This window comes from Streptomyces sp. NRRL B-24085, from assembly GCF_001282115.1.
In the GTDB taxonomy this organism is placed as follows: Bacteria; Actinomycetota; Actinomycetes; order Streptomycetales; family Streptomycetaceae; genus Streptomyces.
Genome location: NZ_LJBR01000267.1, coordinates 1 through 21,855, shown reverse-complemented (window position 1 = coordinate 21,855; position 21,855 = coordinate 1). Strand labels below are relative to the sequence as shown.

13 protein-coding genes are annotated in these 21,855 nt (G+C 72.1%); 2 read left to right on the top strand and 11 right to left on the bottom strand.

What is annotated here, in order from left to right:
• The first annotated feature begins 26 nt into the window (after window positions 1-26).
• Window positions 27-2,075: a TIM-barrel domain-containing protein gene (locus AOJ26_RS27355; protein ID WP_053851024.1), complete on the top strand. Its 2,049-nt coding sequence runs from the start codon at window positions 27-29 to the stop codon at window positions 2,073-2,075.
• 66 nt (window positions 2,076-2,141) lie between these two features.
• Here AOJ26_RS27355 and AOJ26_RS27350 read toward each other — a convergent pair whose 3' ends face one another.
• From AOJ26_RS27350 to AOJ26_RS27315, 8 genes are all read right to left on the bottom strand, one after another.
• Entirely contained in the window at window positions 2,142-2,723 is a 582-nt protein-coding gene (locus AOJ26_RS27350; RefSeq protein WP_053851023.1) for a chorismate mutase, read from the bottom strand.
• Window positions 2,724-2,751: 28 nt separating this feature from the next.
• On the bottom strand, window positions 2,752-3,465 hold the full coding sequence (locus AOJ26_RS27345; protein ID WP_053851022.1) for a glycoside hydrolase family 12 protein: 714 nt from the start codon (window positions 3,463-3,465) through the stop codon (window positions 2,752-2,754).
• A 36-nt stretch (window positions 3,466-3,501) separates the two neighbouring features.
• On the bottom strand, window positions 3,502-5,724 hold the full coding sequence (locus AOJ26_RS27340; RefSeq protein WP_053851021.1) for a glycosyl hydrolase family 95 catalytic domain-containing protein: 2,223 nt from the start codon (window positions 5,722-5,724) through the stop codon (window positions 3,502-3,504).
• Window positions 5,721-7,703 carry a beta-galactosidase gene (locus tag AOJ26_RS27335; protein ID WP_053851020.1) on the bottom strand — a complete coding sequence of 661 codons (1,983 nt, stop codon included), beginning with the start codon at window positions 7,701-7,703 and terminating at the stop codon, window positions 5,721-5,723. The genes AOJ26_RS27340 and AOJ26_RS27335 overlap by 4 nt, the downstream gene beginning before the upstream one ends.
• On the bottom strand, window positions 7,700-9,892 hold the full coding sequence (locus tag AOJ26_RS27330) for a WD40/YVTN/BNR-like repeat-containing protein (protein ID WP_053851019.1): 2,193 nt from the start codon (window positions 9,890-9,892) through the stop codon (window positions 7,700-7,702). Before AOJ26_RS27330 ends, AOJ26_RS27335 begins: the two co-directional genes overlap by 4 nt.
• A gap of 98 nt (window positions 9,893-9,990) precedes the next feature.
• Complete coding sequence (locus tag AOJ26_RS27325; RefSeq protein WP_053851018.1) at window positions 9,991-10,917, bottom strand: carbohydrate ABC transporter permease; 927 nt, start codon at window positions 10,915-10,917, stop codon at window positions 9,991-9,993.
• A complete protein-coding gene (locus AOJ26_RS27320; RefSeq protein ID WP_053851017.1) occupies window positions 10,914-11,966 on the bottom strand; it encodes an ABC transporter permease in 1,053 nt (350 codons plus the stop codon). The genes AOJ26_RS27325 and AOJ26_RS27320 overlap by 4 nt, the downstream gene beginning before the upstream one ends.
• Window positions 11,966-13,657, bottom strand: coding sequence for an extracellular solute-binding protein (locus AOJ26_RS27315; RefSeq protein ID WP_053851016.1), 1,692 nt, complete (start codon window positions 13,655-13,657; stop codon window positions 11,966-11,968). The genes AOJ26_RS27320 and AOJ26_RS27315 overlap by 1 nt, the downstream gene beginning before the upstream one ends.
• Window positions 13,658-13,984: 327 nt before the next feature.
• On the opposite strand from AOJ26_RS27315, the gene AOJ26_RS27310 reads away from it, so the two are divergent.
• Window positions 13,985-16,840 (top strand): glycoside hydrolase family 3 C-terminal domain-containing protein, encoded by a 2,856-nt coding sequence (locus AOJ26_RS27310; protein WP_053851015.1) that lies wholly within the window; start codon window positions 13,985-13,987, stop codon window positions 16,838-16,840.
• A 98-nt stretch (window positions 16,841-16,938) separates the two neighbouring features.
• Here AOJ26_RS27310 and AOJ26_RS27305 read toward each other — a convergent pair whose 3' ends face one another.
• From AOJ26_RS27305 to AOJ26_RS27295, 3 genes are all read right to left on the bottom strand, one after another.
• Complete coding sequence (locus AOJ26_RS27305; protein ID WP_053851014.1) at window positions 16,939-18,384, bottom strand: aldehyde dehydrogenase family protein; 1,446 nt, start codon at window positions 18,382-18,384, stop codon at window positions 16,939-16,941.
• Window positions 18,385-18,478: 94 nt separating this feature from the next.
• On the bottom strand, window positions 18,479-20,131 hold the full coding sequence (locus tag AOJ26_RS27300; RefSeq protein WP_053851013.1) for a PucR family transcriptional regulator: 1,653 nt from the start codon (window positions 20,129-20,131) through the stop codon (window positions 18,479-18,481).
• 111 nt (window positions 20,132-20,242) lie between these two features.
• Window positions 20,243-21,855, bottom strand: a 1,613-nt coding sequence (locus tag AOJ26_RS27295) for a hypothetical protein (protein ID WP_053851012.1), incomplete at its 5' end; no start/stop codon positions are given.

The window sequence follows — 21,855 nt, the reverse complement described above, 5'->3', positions numbered from 1 at the left end:
TCCGCATTCCTCCAGGAGCACTCCTCGTGAATCAGCCTGCCGCAACACAGCCCAAGGTCAGCCTCGCGCAGTCCTCCCCCACCGTCGGCACGTTCCGGGAGCGGGACGGCGCGCTGGAGTGGAGCGGGCGCCAGGAGACCGTACGCGTCGAGCCGTGGGGCCCGGACGCGGTGCGGGTGCGGGCCCGGCTCGGCGGGCCCGTCCTGGAGGGACTGCCGGGTGCCCTGCTCGACGAGCCGCCGGCCACCGAGAGCACGGTCAAGATCGGTGACGGGGAAGCCCGGTTGACGGTGGGCGCGCTGACCGTCCACGTCGACGCCGAGGGACAGCTCCGCTTCCTGCGCACCGAGGACTCGTCCGAGCTCCTCGCGGAGGCCCGCGCCCACTTCTGGTGGCCCGGCCCGCGGCTGTACACCGCCGTCGGCAACGGCCACCACCGCCTGGAGCAGCGCTTCGCCGCCTACGACGACGAGAAGCTGTACGGGCTCGGCCAGCACCAGCACGGCAGGCTGGACCAGAAGGGCCTGGTCCTGGACCTGGTCCAGCGCAACGCCGAGGTCGCCATCCCGGTCCTCGCCTCCAGCCGCGGTTACACCCTGCTGTGGAACAACCCGGCGATCGGCCGCGTGGAGCTCGCCCGCAACGGCACCCGCTGGGTGGCCGACTCGGCCCGCCAGATCGACTACTGGATCACCGCGGGCACCCCGGCCGACGGGCAGCGCCGCTACAGCGCGGTGACCGGCCGCACGCCCATGCTGCCGGAGTGGGCGGCGGGCTTCTGGCAGTGCAAGCTCCGCTACCGCACCCAGGACGAACTCCTCTCCGTGGCACGGGAGTACAAGCGCCGCGGGCTGCCGATCTCCGCGATCGTCTGCGACTTCTTCCACTGGACGCACCTCGGCGAGTGGAGGTTCGACCCGGCCGAGTGGCCCGACCCGGCTGCCATGGTCCGCGAACTGGAGGAGCTGGGCATCAAGCTGGTGGTGAGCGTCTGGCCGTCGGTGTCGCCGCTCAGCGAGAACCACTCCCTGATGGAGCAGCGCGGGTACTTCATCGGCACCCAGTACGGTCCGACGGCGCACGCCGACTGGCCCGACAAGGGGGTCGCCTCCACCGTCCAGGTCGCCTTCTACGACGCGACGAACCCGGAGGCCCGGGAGTTCATGTGGTCGCGCGTGCGGGAGAACTACCTGGAGCCGTACGGCATCACCGCCTTCTGGCTGGACGCCTGCGAGCCGGAGCTCAAGCCGGGCTTCCAGGAGAACCTGCGGTACTGGGCGGGGCCCGGCCTGGAGGTCGGCAACATGTACCCGGCCGAGAACTCCCGCACCTTCCACGAGGGCCTGAGCGCCGCCGGGGAGGAGGTCGTCACCCTCAACCGCTCGGCGTGGGCGGGCAGTCAGCGCTACGGGGCCGCCCTGTGGTCCGGTGACATCGGCACCGACTTCCCGACCCTGCGCGCGCAGATCGCGGCCGGTCTCAACACCGCGATGTCCGGCATCCCCTGGTGGAACACCGACATCGGCGGCTTCCACGGCGGTGACCCGGACGACCCGGCGTACCGGGAGGTGATGGTCCGCTGGTTCCAGTTCGGCGCGTTGTCCCCGCTGATGCGGCTGCACGGCTTCCGCGACCCGGGCATGCCGTTGGGCCCGGACATGACCGGCGGCCCGAACGAGGTGTGGTCGTACGGCGAGGAGGCCGGCGCGATCATGGAGAAGTACCTGCGGCTGCGGGAGCGGTTGAAGCCGTATGTCCTTCGGGTGATGCGGGAGGCGCACGAGGAGGGGCTGACGCCGATGCGGCCGCTGTTCCTGGAGTTCCCCGAGGACCAGGCGGCCTGGGGGGTCGACGACGCGTATCTGTTCGGGGCGGATGTCCTGGTCGCGCCGGTCCTCACGGCCGGTGCGACGGCCCGTAGCGCGTATCTTCCGGCGGGTGCCGAGTGGACCGACGCGTGGACCGGGGAGACCTACGCCGGTGGGACCACGGTGACCGTCGACGCGCCGCTGGACCGGATTCCGTTGTTCCTGCGGGACGGGGCACGGTTGCCGATCCAGGAAGGGGCGCAGTAGGTCGTTCGTCGGCTGCGGCTTCGCTGTGGCTGGTCGCGCAGTTCCCCGCGCCCCTGAAAGACTCGGTCAGTCCCGGCAGATTGACGGCAGGGCGCGGACCAGAGCCCGGGTGTGCAGGGCGTCCAAGTGGTCCTCGTGACGGACCTGGAAGGCTGCCAGGGCCAGTTCGGGGCGGCAGGTGAGGGTGCCGCGGTTCTCCGAGGAGTCGGCCAGGGCCTCGACCAGCGCGCCGGTGATCCGGTTGATCTCCTGGCGTACGACGCCGAGGTCCGGCTTGGTCGTCGGGGCCTCGTCGGGGTGGTTGGTCCAGCGCCGGTACAGGCCGCGCTGGACCACCTTGTTGGCCTCGATCTGGTCGCGGAAGATCACGCGGATCTCGGCGGGGTCGGCGCCGAGCAGTTCGGCCTGGGCCGCCACGTTGTCCAGGACCTGTTGCTCACGGGCCGGGTCGTCGATGGGGCTGTCGGTGCCCCACTTGGCCGCGGCGACGAGGTCGGCGGTGGCGAGGCGTTCTGCGGCGAGGTCGGCCACGGGGTACAGGGCCGTGCGGCCCGCCGTGGGGGTGGGTGCCGCCGCCGCGCTGCCCGGCACGACGAGCAGAGCGGCGGCGGCTGTCAGGGTGACCGCGAAGGGGGTGGAGTTGCGCATGGGGTCCATGTAACCCCACCCCGTGCGGTCAACTGCTGCTGACGGTCAGGTTGTTGGTCGTGAAGTTCAGTCCGCCGGACGAGCTGGTGATCTCGAAGCCGAACTGCACGTCCCCGATGGTCTCGTTGCCGAACCAGCCCTTGGTGTCCTTGATCCACTTCAGGATCGGGAGGATGTTGACGGTGCCGGAGCTGGAGTTGGAGGTGCGGATGAAGGAGAAGACCTGGTTCGCCCCGTTGCTGCCCTTGTAGACGGTCCAGGTGTGGCCGCCGAGCGTCACGTTGCCCTGCGAGGTGCCGAGCGGTCCGACGGCTCCGGTCTTGTTGACCCAGAGCATGATCTCATAGTCGTAGTCGGTGTCCCAGATGTCGTACGACGTGTTGTACGCGCCGGACGAGGGGACCGTGACGTTGTAGTTGCTGGAGAGCGATCCGAGCGAGGTGATCGACTTGTTGATCACCTTCTTGGAGTTGGGGTAGGACTTGATGCCGCCGGTGTTGGGGTGGTTGGCGTTGACACCCCAGTTGGTGCCGGAGTTGGCCCAGATGCACTGGCTGCCGGCGCCGGAGCCCCAGATGTTGTTGTAGAGCGTGTAGCCGTTCAGGGTCGTGTTGCCCCACTGGTCGCAGGTGCTCCAGACGGCGGCGGAGGCGGGGGCGGAGGCGAGACCGACGAGGGCGCCGACGGCCGTCGCCGGGGCCAGCACCGCCGTGGTGATCTTGCGCAGGGTGCTCTTTGCCATGGTGTCCCTTTCCATGGGTGGGGGGAGATGCGGGGGTTACCACGCCTCCAGACGGAGGACGTGGTCTTCTCCGGCGACGAGTTCGAGGGGCTCGGCGCCGGAGGAAGTCCGGAGTTCGACGCGGTGGGTGCGGGTGGGGCGCAGCACCGCCGTCGCTTCTGTGGGGCTCCAGGTGAGGTCGAGTCCGGCCCCGAACCTGGTGCGGACGCCCCGCAGTTCACCTCGGGGGCAGCCGGCGGGAACCGCCGGGAGCAGCACCAGCCGGTCCGGTGTCGACTGCACGAGCATCTCGACGAGGACGGCGGGCAGGGTGTGGGCGGCGTCCGCGTTGTAGACGTCCCGGCCGGGGTAGTGCGCGCTCATCAGCGAGTCGTGGAAGAAGTCGCCGCCCAGGACCTGGCCGAGGGCGTGCGCGACCCGTTCGCCGTCGCGCAGCCGGGCGGCGACGAGGGCGTGGTGCAGGTGGCCGTGGGCCGAGTCGTTCTCGGAGCCGCGGAGTTCGAGGGCGCGGTGTGCCGCCGCGGCGAGTTCGGGGGTGTCGTAGGGGGTGATCTCGTCGAGCGGCCAGACGCCGTAGAGGTGGCTGAGGTGGCGGTGGTCGTAGGTGTCGTCGAGTCCGGGCCAGGCCCATTCGGCAAGCGCTCCGTCGGCGTTGATCCGGTGCGGTGGGAGCCGGTCGGCGAGGGCCCGCCAGACTTCGGCCTGTTCGGGGTGGTAGGCGGCGGCCGTGCGCAGGGCGTGCCGGGCGGCCGAGAGGTCCATGGCCGCGTTGATCGCGCCCCAACCGGCGTTCGCGGGGCGGTTCTCGGGCGAGTAGGAGGGCACGACGACGAGATGGCCGTCGGCGTCCGTGCGGGTGAGGAAGTCCTCGTAGAACCGGGCGGCCTCGGCGAGCGCGCGGGCGGTGCGCGGATCCTGCTCGCCGCGGGTCTCGTCGTGGTCGACGAGGGGTTTCAGCAGCCAGTCGGCGCCCGCGGTCCACAGGTGCAGCGGGTACTCCCGGCTGAAGTGGTACGTCAGCCCGGACTCGCCGTCGGAGTGCGGCGGGGCCACGGCTCCCCGGGTGCCGAAGATCTCGCGTGCGTTGTCCTGCCAGTCGGGCAGCTGGCGGTTCACCAGGGCGGCGAGGGCTTCGGTGACCTCGGGGAGGGCTGCGGACGCGGCGGAGGCGGTCTGGAGGTTGAGGTTGGCGTCGTTGGTGAACGCCCCGGACCAGGCGGTGTTCCAGTCGCCGGTCCACAGGCCGGTGAGGCGGGGCGGGAGGAGGCCGCTTGCGGAGAGCAGGTGGTAGCGGCCGGCGGCGAAGAGGCGTTCCAGGAGCGCCGGGCTGTCGGGTTTGGCCAGCAGCTCCGAGCCCGGCAGGGCGCGTTCGGCGGGCTCGGCGCCGAGGTCGAGGGTGACGCGTGCGTAGGCGGGCCGGTGCAGGGCGACGTGCCGGTCGAGGAGCCGGGCGCAGGCCTCGGACGCGGACTCCGCGTCGGACGCGGCCTCGGGCTCGGGGACCAGGTCGCGCAGGGCCTCGACGTGGGGGGTGGTGTCCAGTTCGCCGGTGTGGCGTACGACGCGGGTCAGGATCAGGACGGAGTCGGCGCCGGTGACGTGGGCGCCTGGCGTGACGAGCACGGTGCGGGCGCCGCCCGTGGGCACGACCAGGGTGATGCCGGTGTAGCGGCGGTCGCTGCCGGGGTAGCGGACGCGCAGGGTGAGCAGGGCCCCGTCGGCGGCGCGGACGATGCTCTGGCCGACCAGCAGGGTGTGGGGGGCGCCCGGGAGCCGGTGGTCGAGCGAGACGACCAGGTCGGCCGCCTCGACGTGCTGGACGATGACGTCGTCGGCGCGGGAGACGAAGACCTGGCCGCGCCCCTCCCCGCACTCCGTGTGCAGGACGCCGGTGGTGAAGTCGACGGACCGGCGGTAGTCGCCGGCGCCCGCGTGCGGGCGGCGCAGCCGGATCTGGAAGGCGGGGTGGAAGGGCTGCACCCACTGGAGCGGGCGGCCGTCCGTGAAGCTCTCGGCCGCGTCGAGCTCACCGGCGAGCAACCGGTCCTGGAGCGCCGGGAGTTCGGCGGCCAGGCGGGGCGGGCGGGCGTGTTCGGCGCCGTTGGGGCGGACGAGGGTGTGGTGGGTGACGACGAGCCGCTCGTCGCCGGGGTCGCCGAAGAGGAGGGCGCCGTGGTGGCCGTTGCCGCTGAGGAAGCCGTCCTGCCAGCGCGCGGCCGGCCGGGCTTCCCAGGTGCCGTGGACGGGTCCGTCGGTCATGGTCTGAGCACCGCCGCTCCGTGACGTCCCAGGACCACCTCGTCCGTGACGGTTCTCCCGGTCAGCAGGTCGTGGTGGGTGCCCGGCACGGGGACGGTCACCGACTCGCGTCCGTGGTGCAGGAGGAACAGCAGGTCGCCGCGGCGGACCGCTTCGACCCGGTCGGGCAGTGCGTCCAGGACCGGGCGGACGCCGGCGTCGGCGGCGATCCCGGCGAGCAGGCCGCGCAGGGCGTCGGGCTCGGGGAGCGTGGAGAGGTACCAGGCGCGGCCCTTGCGCAGCACGGCGGGCAGTCCGTCGAGCTCACCGCCCTTGTAGGCGGCCTCCGTCGTCCCGTCCGCGCCCTTCTCGATCTCCTCCGACCACAGGGTGCCCCGGAACCCGCCGAGGGGGCCGTCGCATTCGGCGAGCTCCTCCGCGTCCAGCGGCCACCACTCGTGCAGGACGCGGATGCCGAACAGCTCGCGCAGCCTGGCGTCCATGCCGCCGGGGCGTACCCGGTCGTCCTCGTCGGCGACACCGGTGAGGAAGCCGGAGACGAGGGTGCCGCCGCGGCGGACGTGGGCGAGGAGGTTCTCGATCGCCGTGTCGGTGAGGGCGTAGAGCTGGGGGACGACGACCACCCGGTAGGCGGTGAGGTCGTGTTCGGGGTGGGCGAAGTCGGTGGTGAGGTGGGCCTCCCACAGGGCGCGGTGCCAGGCCCGGAGCACGTCCGGGTAGTCGACCTCGTGGGAGGGCCGGCCCTCCTGGGCGCCGGCCCACCAGGCGTCCCAGTCGTGCAGGACGGCGATGTCATTGACGGTATGACTGTCCGTCACATGAGCGGAGAGCGCGGTCAGTTCAGCTCCGAGCTGCACGACCTCCCGGTAGGTGCGCCCCTCCTCCCCCGCGTGGCTGACCATTCCCGAGTGGAACTTCTCGGCGCCCTGCCGGGACTGGCGCCACTGGAAGTAGCAGACGGCGTCGGCGCCGCGGGCGACGGCCTGGAGGGACCAGAGCCGGTTCAGGCCGCGGGGCTTGGGGTGGTTCACGCCCCGCCAGTTGACCGGCCCCGCGGCCTGCTCCATCAGCATCCAGGGGCCGCGTGCCTGCGAGCGGGTCATGTCCTGCACGAGGGCGCCCTGTTGGGCTCCCAGCGGATCACGCGGGTCGGGGTAGAGGTCGACGGAGACGACGTCCTCCTCCGCGGCCCAGCGCCAGGCGTCCTGCCCGGACCAGAGCGGCATGAAGTTGGTGGTGACCGGGGTGTGGGGGGTGATGCGGCGGACGATGTCCCGCTCCGCCGCGTAACACTCCAGGAGCATGTCGGAGGTGAACCGCTTGAAGTCCAGCACCTGGGTGGGGTTCTTCATGTAGTGGGCCTGGCGGGGCGTGTGGATCTCGGCCCAGTCGACGTAGCCCTGGCTCCAGAAGGCGGTGCCCCAGGCGGAGTTGAGGGCGTCGAGGGTGCCGTAGCGGCCCTGGAGCCAGGTCCGGAAGCGGGCGGCGGCCTGGTCGCTCCAGTCGTAGGTGCAGTACTCGTTGTTGATGTGCCACAGGGTGAGGGCCGGGTGGCCGCCGTAGCGGGTGGCGAGGTCCTCGGTGATGGCGGCGGCGTACCGGCGGTAGGTGGCGCTGGAGTGCGAGAAGTGCTGGCGCCCGCCCCAGTGCTCGGTACGGCCGTCCTCGGTGACGGGCAGGGTGTCGGGGTGGAGGTGGCCCATCCACGGCGGAGGTGAGGAGGTCGGGGTGGCGAGGACGACCCCGATGCCGTTCTCGTGCAGGAGGTCCATCACCCGGTCCAGCCAGCCGAAGTCCCGTTCTCCCGGCCGGGGTTCGAGTCTCGCCCAGGAGAAGACGCCGAGGGTGACGGAGTTGACGCCGGCGGCCCGCATCAGCCGGACGTCCTCGTGCCAGGTCTCCTCGGGCCACTGCTCGGGGTTGTAGTCGCCGCCGAAGAGGATGCGGCCGCGGGTGGCGTCCTGGAGTCCCGGTGTCACGCCGGCTCCCCGTACTGGATGCCCCGCCCGTTGGTGGCGATGTAGACGCGGCCGTACAGCCGCGGGTCGGCGGCGATGGTCGCGCCGATCCAGCCCCACTGGTGCCGGTCGTCGTTGACCCGCACCCAGGTCCTCGCGCCGTCGTCGGAGCGGTACACGCCGGTGATCGTCTCCGTGGCGCCGACCATGTAGATCGCCGGTTGGCCGGCGCCGGGGGCGGCCTTGCCGAAGGCGAGGGTGTGCGCGGCCCGGCAGCTGGTGAGCCTGGTGAAGGTCGCTCCGCCGTCGGTGGACCGGTACAGGCCGTTCGTCTTGGTGCTCAGCCACAGGTCGCCGGAGCGTCCCGGGGCCGCGGCCAGCTGGAACTGGCTGTCGCCGGAGGGCAGCCCGCTCGCCCGCCCGGTGAAGGTGAGACCGCCGTCGGTGCTGGCGAACAGGGTGCCGGTGTCGGTGTCGTACGCGTAGAAGCGCGCCGGGTCGGCCGGGTCGGCGAGCGGGGTGGCGCCCTTGGGACAGCCGGCGACCTCGGACCAGGTCGCGCCGTTGTCCGTGGAGCGCTGGGCGGGGTACTTGGTGCCGTCCCAGTGCACGAAGGTCCACAGCAGCACGCTGCCGTCGCGGTTGGTGGCGATCGGTCCCGGCGCGTCCTTGGCGGGGGCGGGCTGAGCCGGGAAGGGGGCCCAGGTCCTGCCGCCGTCGTTCGAGAAGGCGCCGTTGCCGTGGTCGCCGAAGCCGGTGCGGACGACGTACGACGGCTTGCCCGCGGCCTGCGCGAGTCCGGTGGCCGACCCGAACACCGGGTTGGAGGCCATCCCCCGCGACGGCGAGGCGGTCAGCCGCTCGTGGTACATCACCCCGACGTCCCCGAGACCGCTGAGCAGGTGGGCCTGCCCGGTCGGCGGCGAGATCAGCTGTCGTACGGCGGTCTCCTCCAGGCCGCGGATCTGCGGGGCCCAGTGCTTCAGGTCCCGAGTGCCGTAGAGGGTGGCGCCGGTGCCGTAGACGACGTGCTGCGAGTCGTACGGGTCGACGGCGAGGGCCTGGATCCACCAGCCGAACTTGGGCTTGTCGGCGCCGAAGGTGAGGAACGGGGTCTCGGACACGTCCAGGACCGCGGTGTCCTTGAGGGAGGTCCAGGTGCGGCCGCCGTCGGTGGTCCGGTAAAGGGTGTCGACGGCCGCCCAGCGGTTGTTGGTGGAGACGACGACCGTGCCGGGGCGGCGGGCGTCCACGGAGACACCCCCGTAGCCGAAGGTGTCGCTGCCGGCGGGCTTCGCCGGCGTGACGTCGGTCCACCTGCCGGAGGCGACGGCCAGCTTGTGCACACTGCCGTCGGACTGCCCGTTGGGCCCGGGCGCGTCGGCGTAGGTGACGTACAGCTCGCGGGTGTGGCAGTCGTACGCGGCCCGGATCGGCACCTTGGCGTTCCTGCCGGAGGGCTGTGCGGGGACGGCTTCCCAGGTGGTGCCGTCGGAGGTGCGGTACAGGTTGGCGGTGGTGCCGTCGGAGTCGCCCCAGCCGGCGTAGAGGACCCGCCCGGCGGCGACGAGGAGGGTGACGCCCTGGCCTCCGCTGGTGGGGGTCCCGGGGAAACCGGTGACGGCGGCCCACGTGGCGCCCCGGTCGGTGGACCTGAGCAGCCCGTCGTGTCTGGTGCCGAGCCACAGGGTGTCGCTGTCCCGGGGATCGACGAGCAGCCGCTCCCCCGTCCCCCTGCCGTCCTCGTTCCCGCCGAGCTTCATGGAGAGGTCGGTCCGCGCCCAGGTGGCCCCCCGGTCCTCGGACCGCAGCACGGCCCCGTTGCCGGCCCAGGACTGGGTGTAGGTGCCGAGCGCGAGGTAGACCCGGTCGGGGTGGGCGGGGTCGACGGCCATGGCCTCGACGCCGAGCAGGTTCCAGTCGTCCCACCCGAGGTCGTCGTTGAGCGGGGTCCAGCGCGCGCTCCGGTCGTCCCAGCGGTAGGCCCCGCCGATGTCGGTGCGGGCGTAGGCCAGCCCGCGGACGGAAGGGTGGAAGAGGACGCCGGTGACGAACCCGGTGCCGCCGATGACGACCTGGCGCCAGCGGTAGGAGGGGGCGGCTGAGCCGGCGGCCGCCGCGACCGCCGGGAGGGCCGGCACCACGGTGACCGCGGCGGCGGCCGCGGTCGCGGAGAGAACGGCACGACGACTGGGACCAGACGCACGCATGACACACCTCGCTGTGTGAGGAAGGGTGGACACACCCACCCAGGGGCGCGGGGAACTGCGCGACTCGCCACGACGCGGCCGCGGACAACAGACGGCCGTCAGCCCTTGACCGCGCCCGTCAACATCCCCTTCTTGAAATGCCGCTGCACGAACGGCGAAGCGACCGCCACGGGGATCAATGCCAGTACCATCACGGCCATTTGCAGCCCCAGCGCCGACAACTGCCCCGTCCGCACCGCCTGCTGCAACCCCGTGGGGGCCTCCGTGTGCTTCTGCACCAGCTGGATGAGCACGTTCTGCAACGGCATCATGTCCTGGTCGCTCAGGTAGATCGACGCGTTGAACCAGGCGCTCCAGTAACCCACCGCGTAGAACAGGGAGATGACGGCCAGCACGGCCCGGGACAGCGGCATGACGATGGTCAGCAGGATCCGCAGGTCGCCGGCCCCGTCGATCCGCGCCGACTCGGTGAGTTCGGGCGAGATCCCCATGAAGAAGGCGCGCAGCACCAGGATGTTGAAGACACTGACCGCGCTCGGCAGGATCAGCGACAGGTAGGTGTCCGTCAGTCCCAGCGACTGCACCAGCAGGTAGGTCGGGATCAGCCCGGCCCCGAAGAACATGGTCGCCATCATGGTCATCAGGAAGAACCGGTGGCCGAGACTCCCCGGCCGCGACAGTCCGTACGCGGCCAGCACCGACACCGCCATGGAGAACAGCGTGCCGACGAGCGTGACCCCGACCGAGACCATGATCGCCCGGCTCACCTGACCACCGCTGAGCAGCTCCGTGTAGTTCACGAAGGTGATGCCCTGCGGGATGACGACCAGGCCGCCGGCCCGGTCGATCACCGGCTTCGGGGAGAGGCTGGTGACGATCACGATCCACAGCGGGCCGAGCACTCCCAGGCAGCACAGGAGAAGGAGGCCGCCCTTCGCGGTGAGTCCGGCCTTGTGCGGCTCCTCCTCCCACACGGGCCGGGGAGGAGCCTTGAGGCTGCGGACGAGCTGGGTGTTGAGGCTCATTTCTGGTACACCCCCTGCTCGCCCAGCAGGTGCGCGAACTTGTTCGCGGCCAGGACGAGGCACACTCCGATGACTCCCTTCACGAGGCCGACCGCGGCCGCGTAGCTGAAGTCGCCGTTCTGGATACCCATGTTCCACACGTAGGTGTCGAGGACCTCGCTGGCCCCGACCCCGACCGCGTCCCGCTGGAGCAGGAACTGCTCGAAGCCGACGCTCAGCGCGTCACCCACCCGGAGGACCAGCAGCAGCGCGATCACCGGGCGCAGCGCGGGCAGCGTCACGTGCCACATGCGACGCCAGCGCCCGGCGCCGTCCATGGCGGCGGCCTCGTACAGGTCGGTGCTGACGGCGGCCAGCGCGGCGAGGAACACGATGATCCCCCAGCCGGCGTCCTTCCAGACGGCCTGCGCGGTGACCAGGTACTTGAACAGGTCCGCGTCGGTCATCAGGTCGAAGCCGCTCCAGCCGTGGTCCTCCAGGGTCTGGGCGATGATGCCGGCGCCGCCGAAGATCTGCTGGAACACGGTGACGACGAGGACCCACGAGAAGAAGTGCGGCAGGTACATGATCGCCTGCGCCACGGCCCGCACCCGGGGCCGGATCACGCTGTTGATGAGCAGCGCGAGGGCGATGGGGATCGGGAAGAACAGCACCAGTTGGAGGGCGAAGAGCACGAGGGTGTTCTTCGTGGCGCTCCAGAACAGCGGGTCGTCGACCATCCGCGAGAACTGCTCCACCCCGACCCAGGGGCTGTGGAAGATCGCGGTGACGCCGTTGCTGGAGACGTAGGGGTCGTACTCCTGGAAGGCGACGACGTTGCCGAGCAGCGGGACGTAGTTGAAGAGCAGCAGCAGGAGGATGACCGGCAGGGTCATCAGGATGAGCGTGCGGTCCCGGCGCCATCGGATTCCGAGCGGAACCCTGCCGGCCCTGCTCGCCCTGCGCGGCACCCGCCGCTCGGCCACCGCGGCGGCGACCGCGGCCGTCGGCTCCTCTACGGCCGCGGGGGGACGAGTCCCGTCCGGCCTGCTCCCGGCCGTGAGAGACATCAGTTGCCGCTGCCGTTCTTGTCGATGAGCTCCTTGTACCAGTCGCGCAGCTTGTCGCCGCCGGAGGATTTCCAGGTGGAGATGGCGGCCTGCACGTCGGACAGCTTCTTGTGGCCCCGCACGTAGTCGATCTCCAGCTGCTCGAACTGGCTGGAGAGGTTGGCGTAGCGGGTCGGCTCGACGATGTTCATGCCGAAGGTGGACGTCTTCTTCATGAAGGCGCCCATCCGCTGCTGCCACTCGACCTGCTTGCGGGCGACCTCGGGGAAGTCGGGGTGGGCGTAGTAGGCGGCCGGCGCGGCCAGCATCACCCAGGCGTTGATGACTTCGGAGTTGCCGAGGTCGTTCTTGACCGGGACGCCGTCCTTGACCGTGTAGTGGGTGCCTTCGACGCCGTAGTCGACGAGCATGCGCTCCTTGGTGCCGTAGGGCGCGGCCGCGAAGTTGGCGGCGGCCAGCGCGTTCTCGATCGTCGTCTTCGAGGCGCCCTTGCGGATCATCGACCAGATGGTGGCGGGCGAGGAGGCGTACAGGGTCGGGTTGCCGCCGTCCGCGCCGAAGAGGTCCATCGCGTCGATCTTGAAGCTCGGGTTGGACTGCGCCTGTTCGGAGACCTTGCCGTACCAGTCGGCGATGTTGGTGTTCCAGACCAGGATCTGCCCGGAGGTGAACCGCTGGCCGGCGTCGCCCGTGCGGGCCTTGTCGTCAGGGTGGACCAGGCCCGCGTCGAACACCTTGCGGACCCACTCCAGGGCTTCGAGGTACTCGGGCTGCTCGATGCGGTAGGTCAGCTTGCCGTCGGACCCGGTGTCCCAGCCGATCGGCCCGGAGCCGCGGACGCCGAAGAAGCTCCACGCCGACCAGGTCAAATTGCCGTCGCAGGCCCATACCTTGGCCTTGGAGCTGGTGGCCTCCTTGGCCCAGCTCATGAACTCGTCGGCCGACTTGGGTACCGCGTAGCCCTTCTCGTCGAAGACATCCTTGCGGTACAGGGGCGCGATCCAGTTCGCGGTGGCAGCGGGCATCGGGATGCCGCGCAGGGCACCGCCGAAGATGCCCATGCGCCAGGCGTCGGAGGGGATGGCCGCCAGGTTCGGGTACTTCTTGACCTTGTCACCCGCCAGGTAGGGGCCGAGGTCCATGAACTTCGCGGTGACCGCGTTGGAGATCTTGCCGACCAGTTCCCAGCTGGGCACGACCACCATGTCGGGTATGGACCTGGAGGCGAGGACGGCGCCGAGCTTCTGGCCGTAGGTGTTGCCGTCCTGGTTCTGCCAGGTGATCTTGGTTCCCACGGCGGCGTCGAGCGCCGTGTAGTAGGCGCAGCCGGCCTTCGGCGGGGAGCCCCAGAACGGGGACATGATCTTGAAGGGGGCGCCGGTGCCGAGCTTCTCCGGGACCGAGGTCTTCAGGGCGGCGAGGTCGACCTTGCCGGTGTAGCCGGAGGCCGAGCCGTTCTTGGACGGCAGGTCCGGGTTCGCGACCGTGCTGGCGACGAATGCCGGGAGCAGCTTGTCCGCCGCCTTGCCCGACGTGGTCCCTTCACGCTCGCCGCTGTCCGAGCCGCCACAGGCGGCGAGCAGCGGCATCCCGCCGGCCACCGCTGCGGTGGCGACCGCGGTGGAGGCGAGGAAACTTCTCCGACTGGGCCCCGAGGGACCGGAGGAGGGGGAAGCGGCGTTCGGCGTCATTGCGTCAACCCTTCATGGCGCACCAGGACACCCGGCGGAGGAGCCGTCGGCTGCGGTGTCTTGAGTGGAACTGGCTGAGCTGAAGCGATGCCTCGACCCTTGCGACGGAATCCGTAGTCGAAGCGCTTCGATGTTGCTGTGAGGTTAAGTGAACACCCAGGGGTGCACAAGGGTCGTTCCCAAGATTCCTCGGAGGCGCACGAGGTGACCTTTTCTTATGCACCACTTGAAGTGACGGTGTCGATCCCTTGACACCCGCCCTGGTGTCGAATGAGCATCGAAGCGCTTCGAAAGCATCGAACCGATCCATCGCAAGGGGATCCCCACGTGACCGCACACCCGCCGCCCACCCCGCCGTTTCGCGATCCGCACCTGCCCTTCGCGAAGCGCGTCGACGATCTGCTGTCGCGGCTGACCCTCGACGAGAAGACCGGATTCCTGCACCAGTTCACGCCCCCCGTGGAACGGCTCGGCATCGCCGCGTTCCGCACCGGCCAGGAGGCGCTGCACGGCGTCGCGTGGATGGGCCCGGCGACGGTCTTCCCGCAGGCGGTCGGACTCGGCGCGACCTGGAACACCGATCTCGTACGGCGGATCGGCGAGGCGGTGTCCAAGGAGGTCCGGGCGATGCGCGCCCGCGACGACCGGGTCGGCCTCAACATCTGGGCGCCGACGGTCAATCTGCTGCGCCATCCGCTGTGGGGCCGCAACGAGGAGGGCTACTCGGAGGACCCGAAGCTCACCTCGGCCATCGCCACCGCCTACACCCGCGGGCTGCGTGGCGACCACCCCACGTACTGGCGCACGGCCCCGGTGCTCAAGCACTGGCTGGCCCACAACAACGAGACGGACCGGGCCACTTCGTCGAGCTCGGTGCGTCCGCGCGTCCTGCACGAGTACGATCTGCGCGCCTTCCGCGAGGCGGTCGAGGCGGGCGCGGTGGCCGGTGTGATGCCGGCGTACAACCTGGTCAACGGCCGCCCCAACCACGTCTCCCCGCATCTGCGCGAGCACCTGCGCACCTGGACCGACGAGGAGCTGCTGGTCTGCTCGGACGCGGGCGCGCCCTCCAACCTGGTCGACCACGAGCACTACTTCGACACCCACGAGGAGGCCACCGCTGCCTCGCTGAGGGCCGGTGTCGACAGCTTCACCGACCACGGCACGGACAGCTCGCAGATGATCGCGCGCATCCAAGGGGCCCTCGACCAGGGCCTCTTGACCGAGGCCGAGATCGACACCGCGGTGCGCCGCCAGCTCTCGGTCCGCTTCCGGCTCGGCGAGTTCGACCCGGAGCACGACCCGCACGCCGACGTCCGGGACTTCGACACCCCGGAGCACCGCGCCCTCGCCCTGGAGGCCGCCGAGCAGGCGATCGTGCTGCTCAGGAACGACGGGGTGCTCCCGCTGGCCCCCGACACCCGGCTCGCCGTGGTCGGTCTGCTCGCCGACGAGTGCAAGCTCGACTGGTACAGCGGCACGCTCATCCACCGCTCCACCCCGCTGGAGGGGCTGTACGAGCGGTTCGGCGCCGAGCGCGTGCAGTTCGCGGAGGGCGTGGACCGGGTCCGGCTCAGGACCTCCGCCGGGACGTTTCTGCACGTCCCGGCCTCCGAAGACGGCGAGGACGAGGTGCGCGGCGCCGAGGGCGCCCTGGACCCGGCGCTGCTCGCCGGCCGCACGGACCTGCCCCCGCTGACGACCGACGCGACCGGCACCGAGTTCGCGATGATCGACTGGGACGAGGGCGTCCTCACGCTGCGCGCCCCCGACGGCCGCTATCTCTCCGTCGCCGAGGACGGGTATCTGCGCGCCTCGGCCGACCAGCCCGGGGGCTGGGTCGTCCAGGAGACCTTCCGCCTGGAGCAGCACGGCAGCGGTCACCTCCTCAGGCACATCGGCACGGGCCGCCACGTCACAGTCGCCGCGGACGGAGTGAAGGTTGCCGACGAGAACCCGGAACCCGGGGCGGAGCCGGAGCTGTTCGAGCTGGTCGTCGTCGAACGCGGCGAGGACGCGGTCACCCGCGTCACGGCCGAGGCCGACGTCGTCCTGGTCGTCGCGGGCAACGACCCGCACATCAACGGCCGCGAGACCGAGGACCGCGCCTCCCTGCGGCTCCCCCCGCACCAGGAGCGCCTGCTGCGGGGGGCGCGCGCCGCGAACCCCCGCACCGTACTGGCGCTGGTCTCGGCCTACCCGTACGCGGTCGACACGTCCGACCTGGCCGCCGCCCTGTGGACGGCCCACGGCGGCCAGGCGGCCGGCACCGCGCTGGCCCGCGTCCTGGCCGGGGACGTCTCCCCCGCGGGCCGCCTCCCGCAGACCTGGTACGAGAGCGACGCCGACCTGCCCGCTCTCCTCGACTACGACGTCATCGGCAGCCGTCAGACCTACCTGTACTTCGAGGGCACGCCCCTGTTCCCGTTCGGCCACGGGCTGTCGTACACGTCCTTCTCGTACGGCGACCTGACCTCCCGGGTGACGGAGGGGGCCCTGCACGTCTCGTTCACGATCACGAACACCGGTGACGTCACGGCCGACGAGGTCGCCCAGCTCTACACCCGCGCGATCGACCCGGCGCTCCCCCGCCCGCGCCGGGAGCTGCTGGACCACCGGCGCGTGACGCTCGCCCCGGGCGCCGAGGCGGAGCTGTCCTTCGAAGTCCCGCTGCGCGCCTTCGAGTTCTGGGACGTGGCACAGGGCCGGTGGCGGCTGGAGCCGGGTCCGTACGAGCTGCTGGCCGGCGCCTCCAGCGAGGACGTCCGGCTGCGCACCACGGTGGTGCTGGACGGCGAGCCCGGCACCCCGCGGCCCGTCCTGCGACGGGGTCTGGACGCCGCCGACTTCGACGAGCAGAGCGGTGTCGAGATCGTCGACCGGACGAGGACGGCGGGCGACGCGGTGACCGCCGCCGCGGGCCGTACCGGTGAACTCGTTTACCGGGGCTGTGACTTCGGGGCCGGCGCCACCGAGGTGACGGTGACGGTGGCCGGCGAGGGCTCGGCCGAACTGTCGCTGGACGGCGGCGCGGTGCTGGCCACGTGGGACGTGGCGGAGTCCGGTTCCGGACCGTACGACTACACCGTCCTCGGCGCCGGGATCACCGCCGAGGGCGTGCAGGACGTGCGCCTCAGACTGCGCGGCCCGCTGCGGCTCGCGCATGTCGGCTTCTCCGGCTGAGGGTCCGGAGCGGCCGACGCACAAGAAAGGGCCCGGCACCGGAAGGCATCGGTGCCGGGCCCTTTCCAGGGAGCCTATATGAAAATGGTTCCCATGAGCTAGAGGGCAAGGCCGGTCAGCACCAGCACCCGCTCGTACGTGTAGTCGTCCATCGCGAACCGCACGCCCTCGCGGCCCACACCGGACTGCTTGACGCCGCCGTACGGCATCTGGTCGGCGCGGTAGGAGGGCACGTCGCCGATGACGACACCGCCGACCTCCAGCGCCCGGTGGGCACGGAAGGCGGCCTGGAGGTCGTGGGTGAACACGCCCGCCTGGAGGCCGTACTTGGAGTCGTTGACGGCGGCGAACGCCTCGGCCTCGCCGGCCGCCTTCTGCACGGTGAGGACGGGTCCGAAGACCTCCTCGCAGGAGATCGTCGTGTCGGCCGGGACGTCGGCGAGGACGGTCGGCGCGTAGGAGGCGCCGTCCCGGTCGCCGCCGGTGAGCAGGGTGGCGCCCGCCTCGACGGCCTCCTTCACCCAGGCCTCGACCCGTACCGCCGCGTCCTCGCTGACCAGCGGGCCCACGTCGGTCTTGTCGTCGCCCGGGTCACCGGTGACCTGGGCCTCGACGGCGGCGACGATCCGCGGGAGCAGCCGGTCGTACACCGACGCGTCGGCGATCACCCGCTGCACGGAGATGCAGGACTGGCCGCCCTGGTAGTTGGAGAAGGTCGCGATGCGGGTCGCGGCCCAGTCGAGGTCGGCGTCGGAGGCCCAGTCGCCGAGCACGACCGCCGCGCCGTTGCCGCCCAGCTCCAGCGTGCAGTGCTTGCGCGGCACCGAGTCCATGATCGCGTAGCCGACCTTCTCGGAGCCGGTGAAGGAGATCACGGGCAGCCGCTCGTCCTGGACGAGGGCGGGCATCTGGTCGTTCGGGACGGGCAGGATGCTCCACGCGCCGGCGGGCAGCTCGGTCTCCGTGAGGAGCTCGCCGATGACCAGCGCGGAGAGCGGGGTCGCCGGGGCCGGCTTCAGGATGATCGGCGCACCGGCCGCGATCGCCGGGGCGACCTTGTGGGCGCAGAGGTTGAGCGGGAAGTTGAAGGGCGCGATCCCGAGCACGACCCCCTTGGGGAAGCGCCGGGTCAGCGCGAGACGGCCCTGGCCGCCGAGGTCGGTGTCGAGGCGCTGGGCCTCACCGCCGTTGAAGCGCCGGGCCTCCTCGGCTGCGAACCGGAACACCGAGACGGCACGGCCGACCTCGCCCCGGGCCCACTTGACCGGCTTGCCGTTCTCGGCGGAGATCAACTGCGCGATCTCCTCGGTGCGCTCGACGAGCCGGCGGCTGACGTGGTCGAGGGCGGCGGCGCGGACGTGCGCGGGGGTGGCGGCGAACTCGTCCCGTACGGCGTACGCGGCGGCCACGGCCTCCTCGATCTGCGCGTCGTCCGGCACGGCGACCTTGCCGACGAGCCGGCCGTCCCACGGGGAGGTGACGTCGAAGGTGTCCTCGCCGGTGACCTGGCGGCCGGCGAGCCAGAAGGCGTGGGTGGAAGTCATGCCCCCACGGTAGGGCCGGCAGGGCGGGATCGAAGTTGTCCGGGGTGTAGCAGTGCCGCCCCCGGACACTCCGGTTCGGCACCCCGGGACCGGGCTACTCCGCCGACGCCGTCTTCAGTGCCAGCCACAGCTCCATGCGGACGTCCGGATCGTCCAGGGAGCGGCCCAGGATCTCCTCGACCCGGCGCATCCGGTACCGCAGGGTGTGCCGGTGGACGCCCAGGTCGGCGGCGGCCGCGTCCCACTGGCCGTGCCGGGACAGCCAGGCCCGCAACGAGGCGACCAGGTCGCCCCGGCCGGTCGCGTCGTGTTCGTACAGCGGCCGCAGCAGCCCGTCCGCGAAGGCCCGCACCGCGTCGTCGGCGAGCAGCGGCAGCACCGACCCGGAGGCGAGCTGTTCGTGCTCGACGTACACCCGGCCCCGTCGGCGGGCCACCGAGAGCGCCTGCTCGGCCTGCTTGTAGGCGGCCGCGGCGGCGATCGGTCCCGCGGGGGCCGAGACGCCGACGACCAGTTCGGCCTCGTCCGCGGCGCCCGCCTGCTCGCGCGTCCGCGCCGCCTCCAGCGCCACCGCGTACTCCGCGCAGGCGGTGGCGGCGGCCCCGCCGTCCGCGGCCAGCACCACCAGCCGCTCCCCCTCCGGCACCGCGAGCACGCTCTCCCCGGCGCGGGCCGCCGCCGACTCCACCGTCTCGGTGAGCGTCCCGAGCGGATCGCCGTTCGTGTGGGCGGCCGCGGCGAGCGCGGCGGTGGACGGGACCCGGGCGGGGCCGTCGGCCGCGATCCGCACGGACGACACGGCGACCGTCTCCGCCACGACCAGCCGGAAGGGCGCGTCCAGGAGCCCGCCGTACAGGTCGCCCGCGACCGTGCGCGCGTGCTCCGGCTCCCCCGCGAGCAGCATCCGCAGTACGGCCGTCCCGATCCGCTGCTCGGCGGCGTGCAGGGAGCGGGAGCGCTCGGTGGTGAGCGTCAGCAGCGCGATCGCCGAGTGCACCGCGTACCGCTCCGCCGTACCGGGCGCGGCAGCGGTCCCCACCGCCAGCGCGGCCCGCGGGCGCCTGCCGGTGCCCAGGGAGTGCAGCTCCACCCGGTCGTCGTTGTCGGCGGTGCCCCCGACCACCGAGGAGGCGGGGACGGGCCGCTCCCGCAGCCGCTCCACGTCGGCGGTCAGGCGCGCCGCCCGGCGGCCGGCCCACTCGGGTGCCGCGGCGACGACGGCGCCCGAGGCGTCGTAGAGCGCCGCCCAGCCGTCGACCTGGGAGGCGAGCGCGGCGAGCAGTCCCTCGGGGCCGTCGGTCAGGGCCTGCCTGGTCAGTTCGCGCTGGGCGGCGAAGCCCGCGGTGACGGACCGGTACTGGTCGGCCGCGATCGCCGCGGACACGGCCTTGCTGATGGCGAGGAAGGGGGTGCGGCGGGGCACTTCGAGCAGCGGGAGCCCCTCCTCGCGGGCGGCGTCGACCAGGGCGGCGGGGATCTCGTCGTAGTTGACGCCGACGGCGAACCCGAGTCCCACCACCCCGGCCCCGGCCAGCCGCTTCACGTACCGCCGCATGGCCTGCGGGTCCTCCGCGTCCAGCTTGAGCGCGGTGATCAGCAGCAGCTCGCCGCCCTCCATGTAGGGGACGGGATCGGCGAGCTCGCTGACGTGCGCCCAGCGGACGGGCACGTCCAACCGGTCCTCGCCCGCGCGCACGGTCAGTTTGAGCGCGGAGTGGTGGACGAGCGAGGCGAGGGTGGGGGGCATGGGGCCTTCAGGGCTTCGGGGAGCAGTGATCGTCGGTCGCTGCGATCTTTTGGCCGCCGTGTATGAACGACCTGTGACGATTCTGCCTCACCGTACGGTCCTCAGGTCACGTCATCCGCGCAGGTCCACCAGCAGCGGCGGCGCGTGCTCCCCCGTCACCGTGGTCAGCGACAGCACCGCGTGCCCGGGCGGCACCCCGTGCGCCAGCTCGGACGCCGACCACCGCTCCCGCTCGACCTGCCGTACCGTCACCGCCCGCGCGGTCGGCGCCTTGCCGGTGATGACCCGGCGCACCGCGTGCAGCGCCTTGCCGGCCGGGGTCTCGGCGATGATCTGTCGGTCGGTGACGTCCCGCGCCTCGATCCACTCCTTGCCCCACACCTCGGCGAAGTCCTGCCCGTCCCACGGGGTGAGCCCGGACAGCGCCATCCGGCACCCGGTGGCGCCGAGCAGGGGCCCGCGCAGCGGCCGCGGCACGTCGTCCAGCGTGCGCAGCGTCAGCACGACACCGGCGTTGCCGGACCGCAGCCGCTGCACGCCCCGCACGGCCTCGGGTGTCACGACGCCGGTGGCGTCGTCGAGGACCAGGCAGGCGAACAGCGACCGGTCCTCGCGCACCGCGACGCTCGCGGTGAACTGCGCGAGCACCAGCCGGGCCAGGATCCGGGAGGCGTCGGCGTGCCCGCGCTGGGGCAGGTCGATGCGGACCCGCACGGGATGGTCGAGGGCCTTCAGCGAGAACGGCCGCGACCCGCCGGTCGAGTCGGGGTCCGCGCTCTGGAAGAACGTGGCGAAGGCGGGCCGGTCGAGCAGCGCGACCCGGTCCGCGAGGATGCCCCCCACGTCCCCGGGGTGCCCCGTCTGCCGCTCGCGGGCGTCGAGTTCCCGCAGCAGCGACTCCTGCCCGGAGTCCTCCAGGCCCTTGCGCAACGCGGCCAGCGGCCCGGGCGCCCCGTCGAGCAGCCGCCGCAGCTCCGGTACGGAGGGGAAGCGGCCGTGGACCCCCCGGAACGGCCCGAGCAACTGGGCGAGCACGGTGGTGGACCGCCGGGTGTCGCCGCCCTGATGAGGCTCGGCGAGGTCCCCGACGAGCGCCTCGGCGAGCACGGCCGCGGCTTCGTCGGGGTCGGTCGTCCCGCCGTACAGGTCGAGGTCGTACACCGACTCCGGGTTCCCGATCTGTACGACGACGTCGTAGGCGTCGGCCGGTCCGAGCCCCGCGCCCGCGGCACCGACCACCACGACGGCGGCCCGCCCGGCGAGCGCGTGCAGGCACAGCGACTCGGCGATCGGCCTGACGACGGTCCCGGTCTTGCCGGAACCGGCCGGGCCGACGGCGAGCAGCGAGGTCCCGAGCAGCTCGGGCCCGAGCCCCAGCCCGGCCCCCCTGTAGGCGTACGGGTTGCGGGCGTCGTCGGCGGTGGTCCCCAGCCGTACCTGGCCCGTGAGGAGATCGTGCCGGGCGAGCCGCGCGGGCAGGTCCCGCTCCCCGGAGGGGTGCACACAGGCGGCGGCGCCCTCCTGGAGCACGGCACTGGTGAACGTGGCAAGGCTGAAGCGGCCACTGCGCACCCCCTGCCAGGCCCGCGCGATCCGTGCGTGGTCCACGTCCCGCATCGCCCCGGCCCTGGCCTCGGCGGCCAGCCGCTCCGCGGCGTCGACGGCACCCGCGGCACGCAGCTCGGGGTACTCGGCGGGGTCCTGTTCGGGGGTGGGCTGCGGCT

What these genes read in the sequence shown, in the direction of transcription:
- AOJ26_RS27345 (WP_053851022.1), bottom strand. Translation starts at nt 3,465, where the DNA reads ATGGCAAAGAGCACCCTGCGCAAGATCACCACGGCGGTGCTGGCCCCG.
- AOJ26_RS27315 (WP_053851016.1), bottom strand. Translation starts at nt 13,657, where the DNA reads ATGACGCCGAACGCCGCTTCCCCCTCCTCCGGTCCCTCGGGGCCCAGT.
- AOJ26_RS27300 (WP_053851013.1), bottom strand. Translation starts at nt 20,131, where the DNA reads ATGCCCCCCACCCTCGCCTCGCTCGTCCACCACTCCGCGCTCAAACTG.
- AOJ26_RS27305 (WP_053851014.1), bottom strand. Translation starts at nt 18,384, where the DNA reads ATGACTTCCACCCACGCCTTCTGGCTCGCCGGCCGCCAGGTCACCGGC.
- AOJ26_RS27330 (WP_053851019.1), bottom strand. Translation starts at nt 9,892, where the DNA reads ATGCGTGCGTCTGGTCCCAGTCGTCGTGCCGTTCTCTCCGCGACCGCG.
- AOJ26_RS27350 (WP_053851023.1), bottom strand. Translation starts at nt 2,723, where the DNA reads ATGCGCAACTCCACCCCCTTCGCGGTCACCCTGACAGCCGCCGCCGCT.
- AOJ26_RS27340 (WP_053851021.1), bottom strand. Translation starts at nt 5,724, where the DNA reads ATGACCGACGGACCCGTCCACGGCACCTGGGAAGCCCGGCCGGCCGCG.
- AOJ26_RS27325 (WP_053851018.1), bottom strand. Translation starts at nt 10,917, where the DNA reads ATGAGCCTCAACACCCAGCTCGTCCGCAGCCTCAAGGCTCCTCCCCGG.
- AOJ26_RS27320 (WP_053851017.1), bottom strand. Translation starts at nt 11,966, where the DNA reads ATGTCTCTCACGGCCGGGAGCAGGCCGGACGGGACTCGTCCCCCCGCG.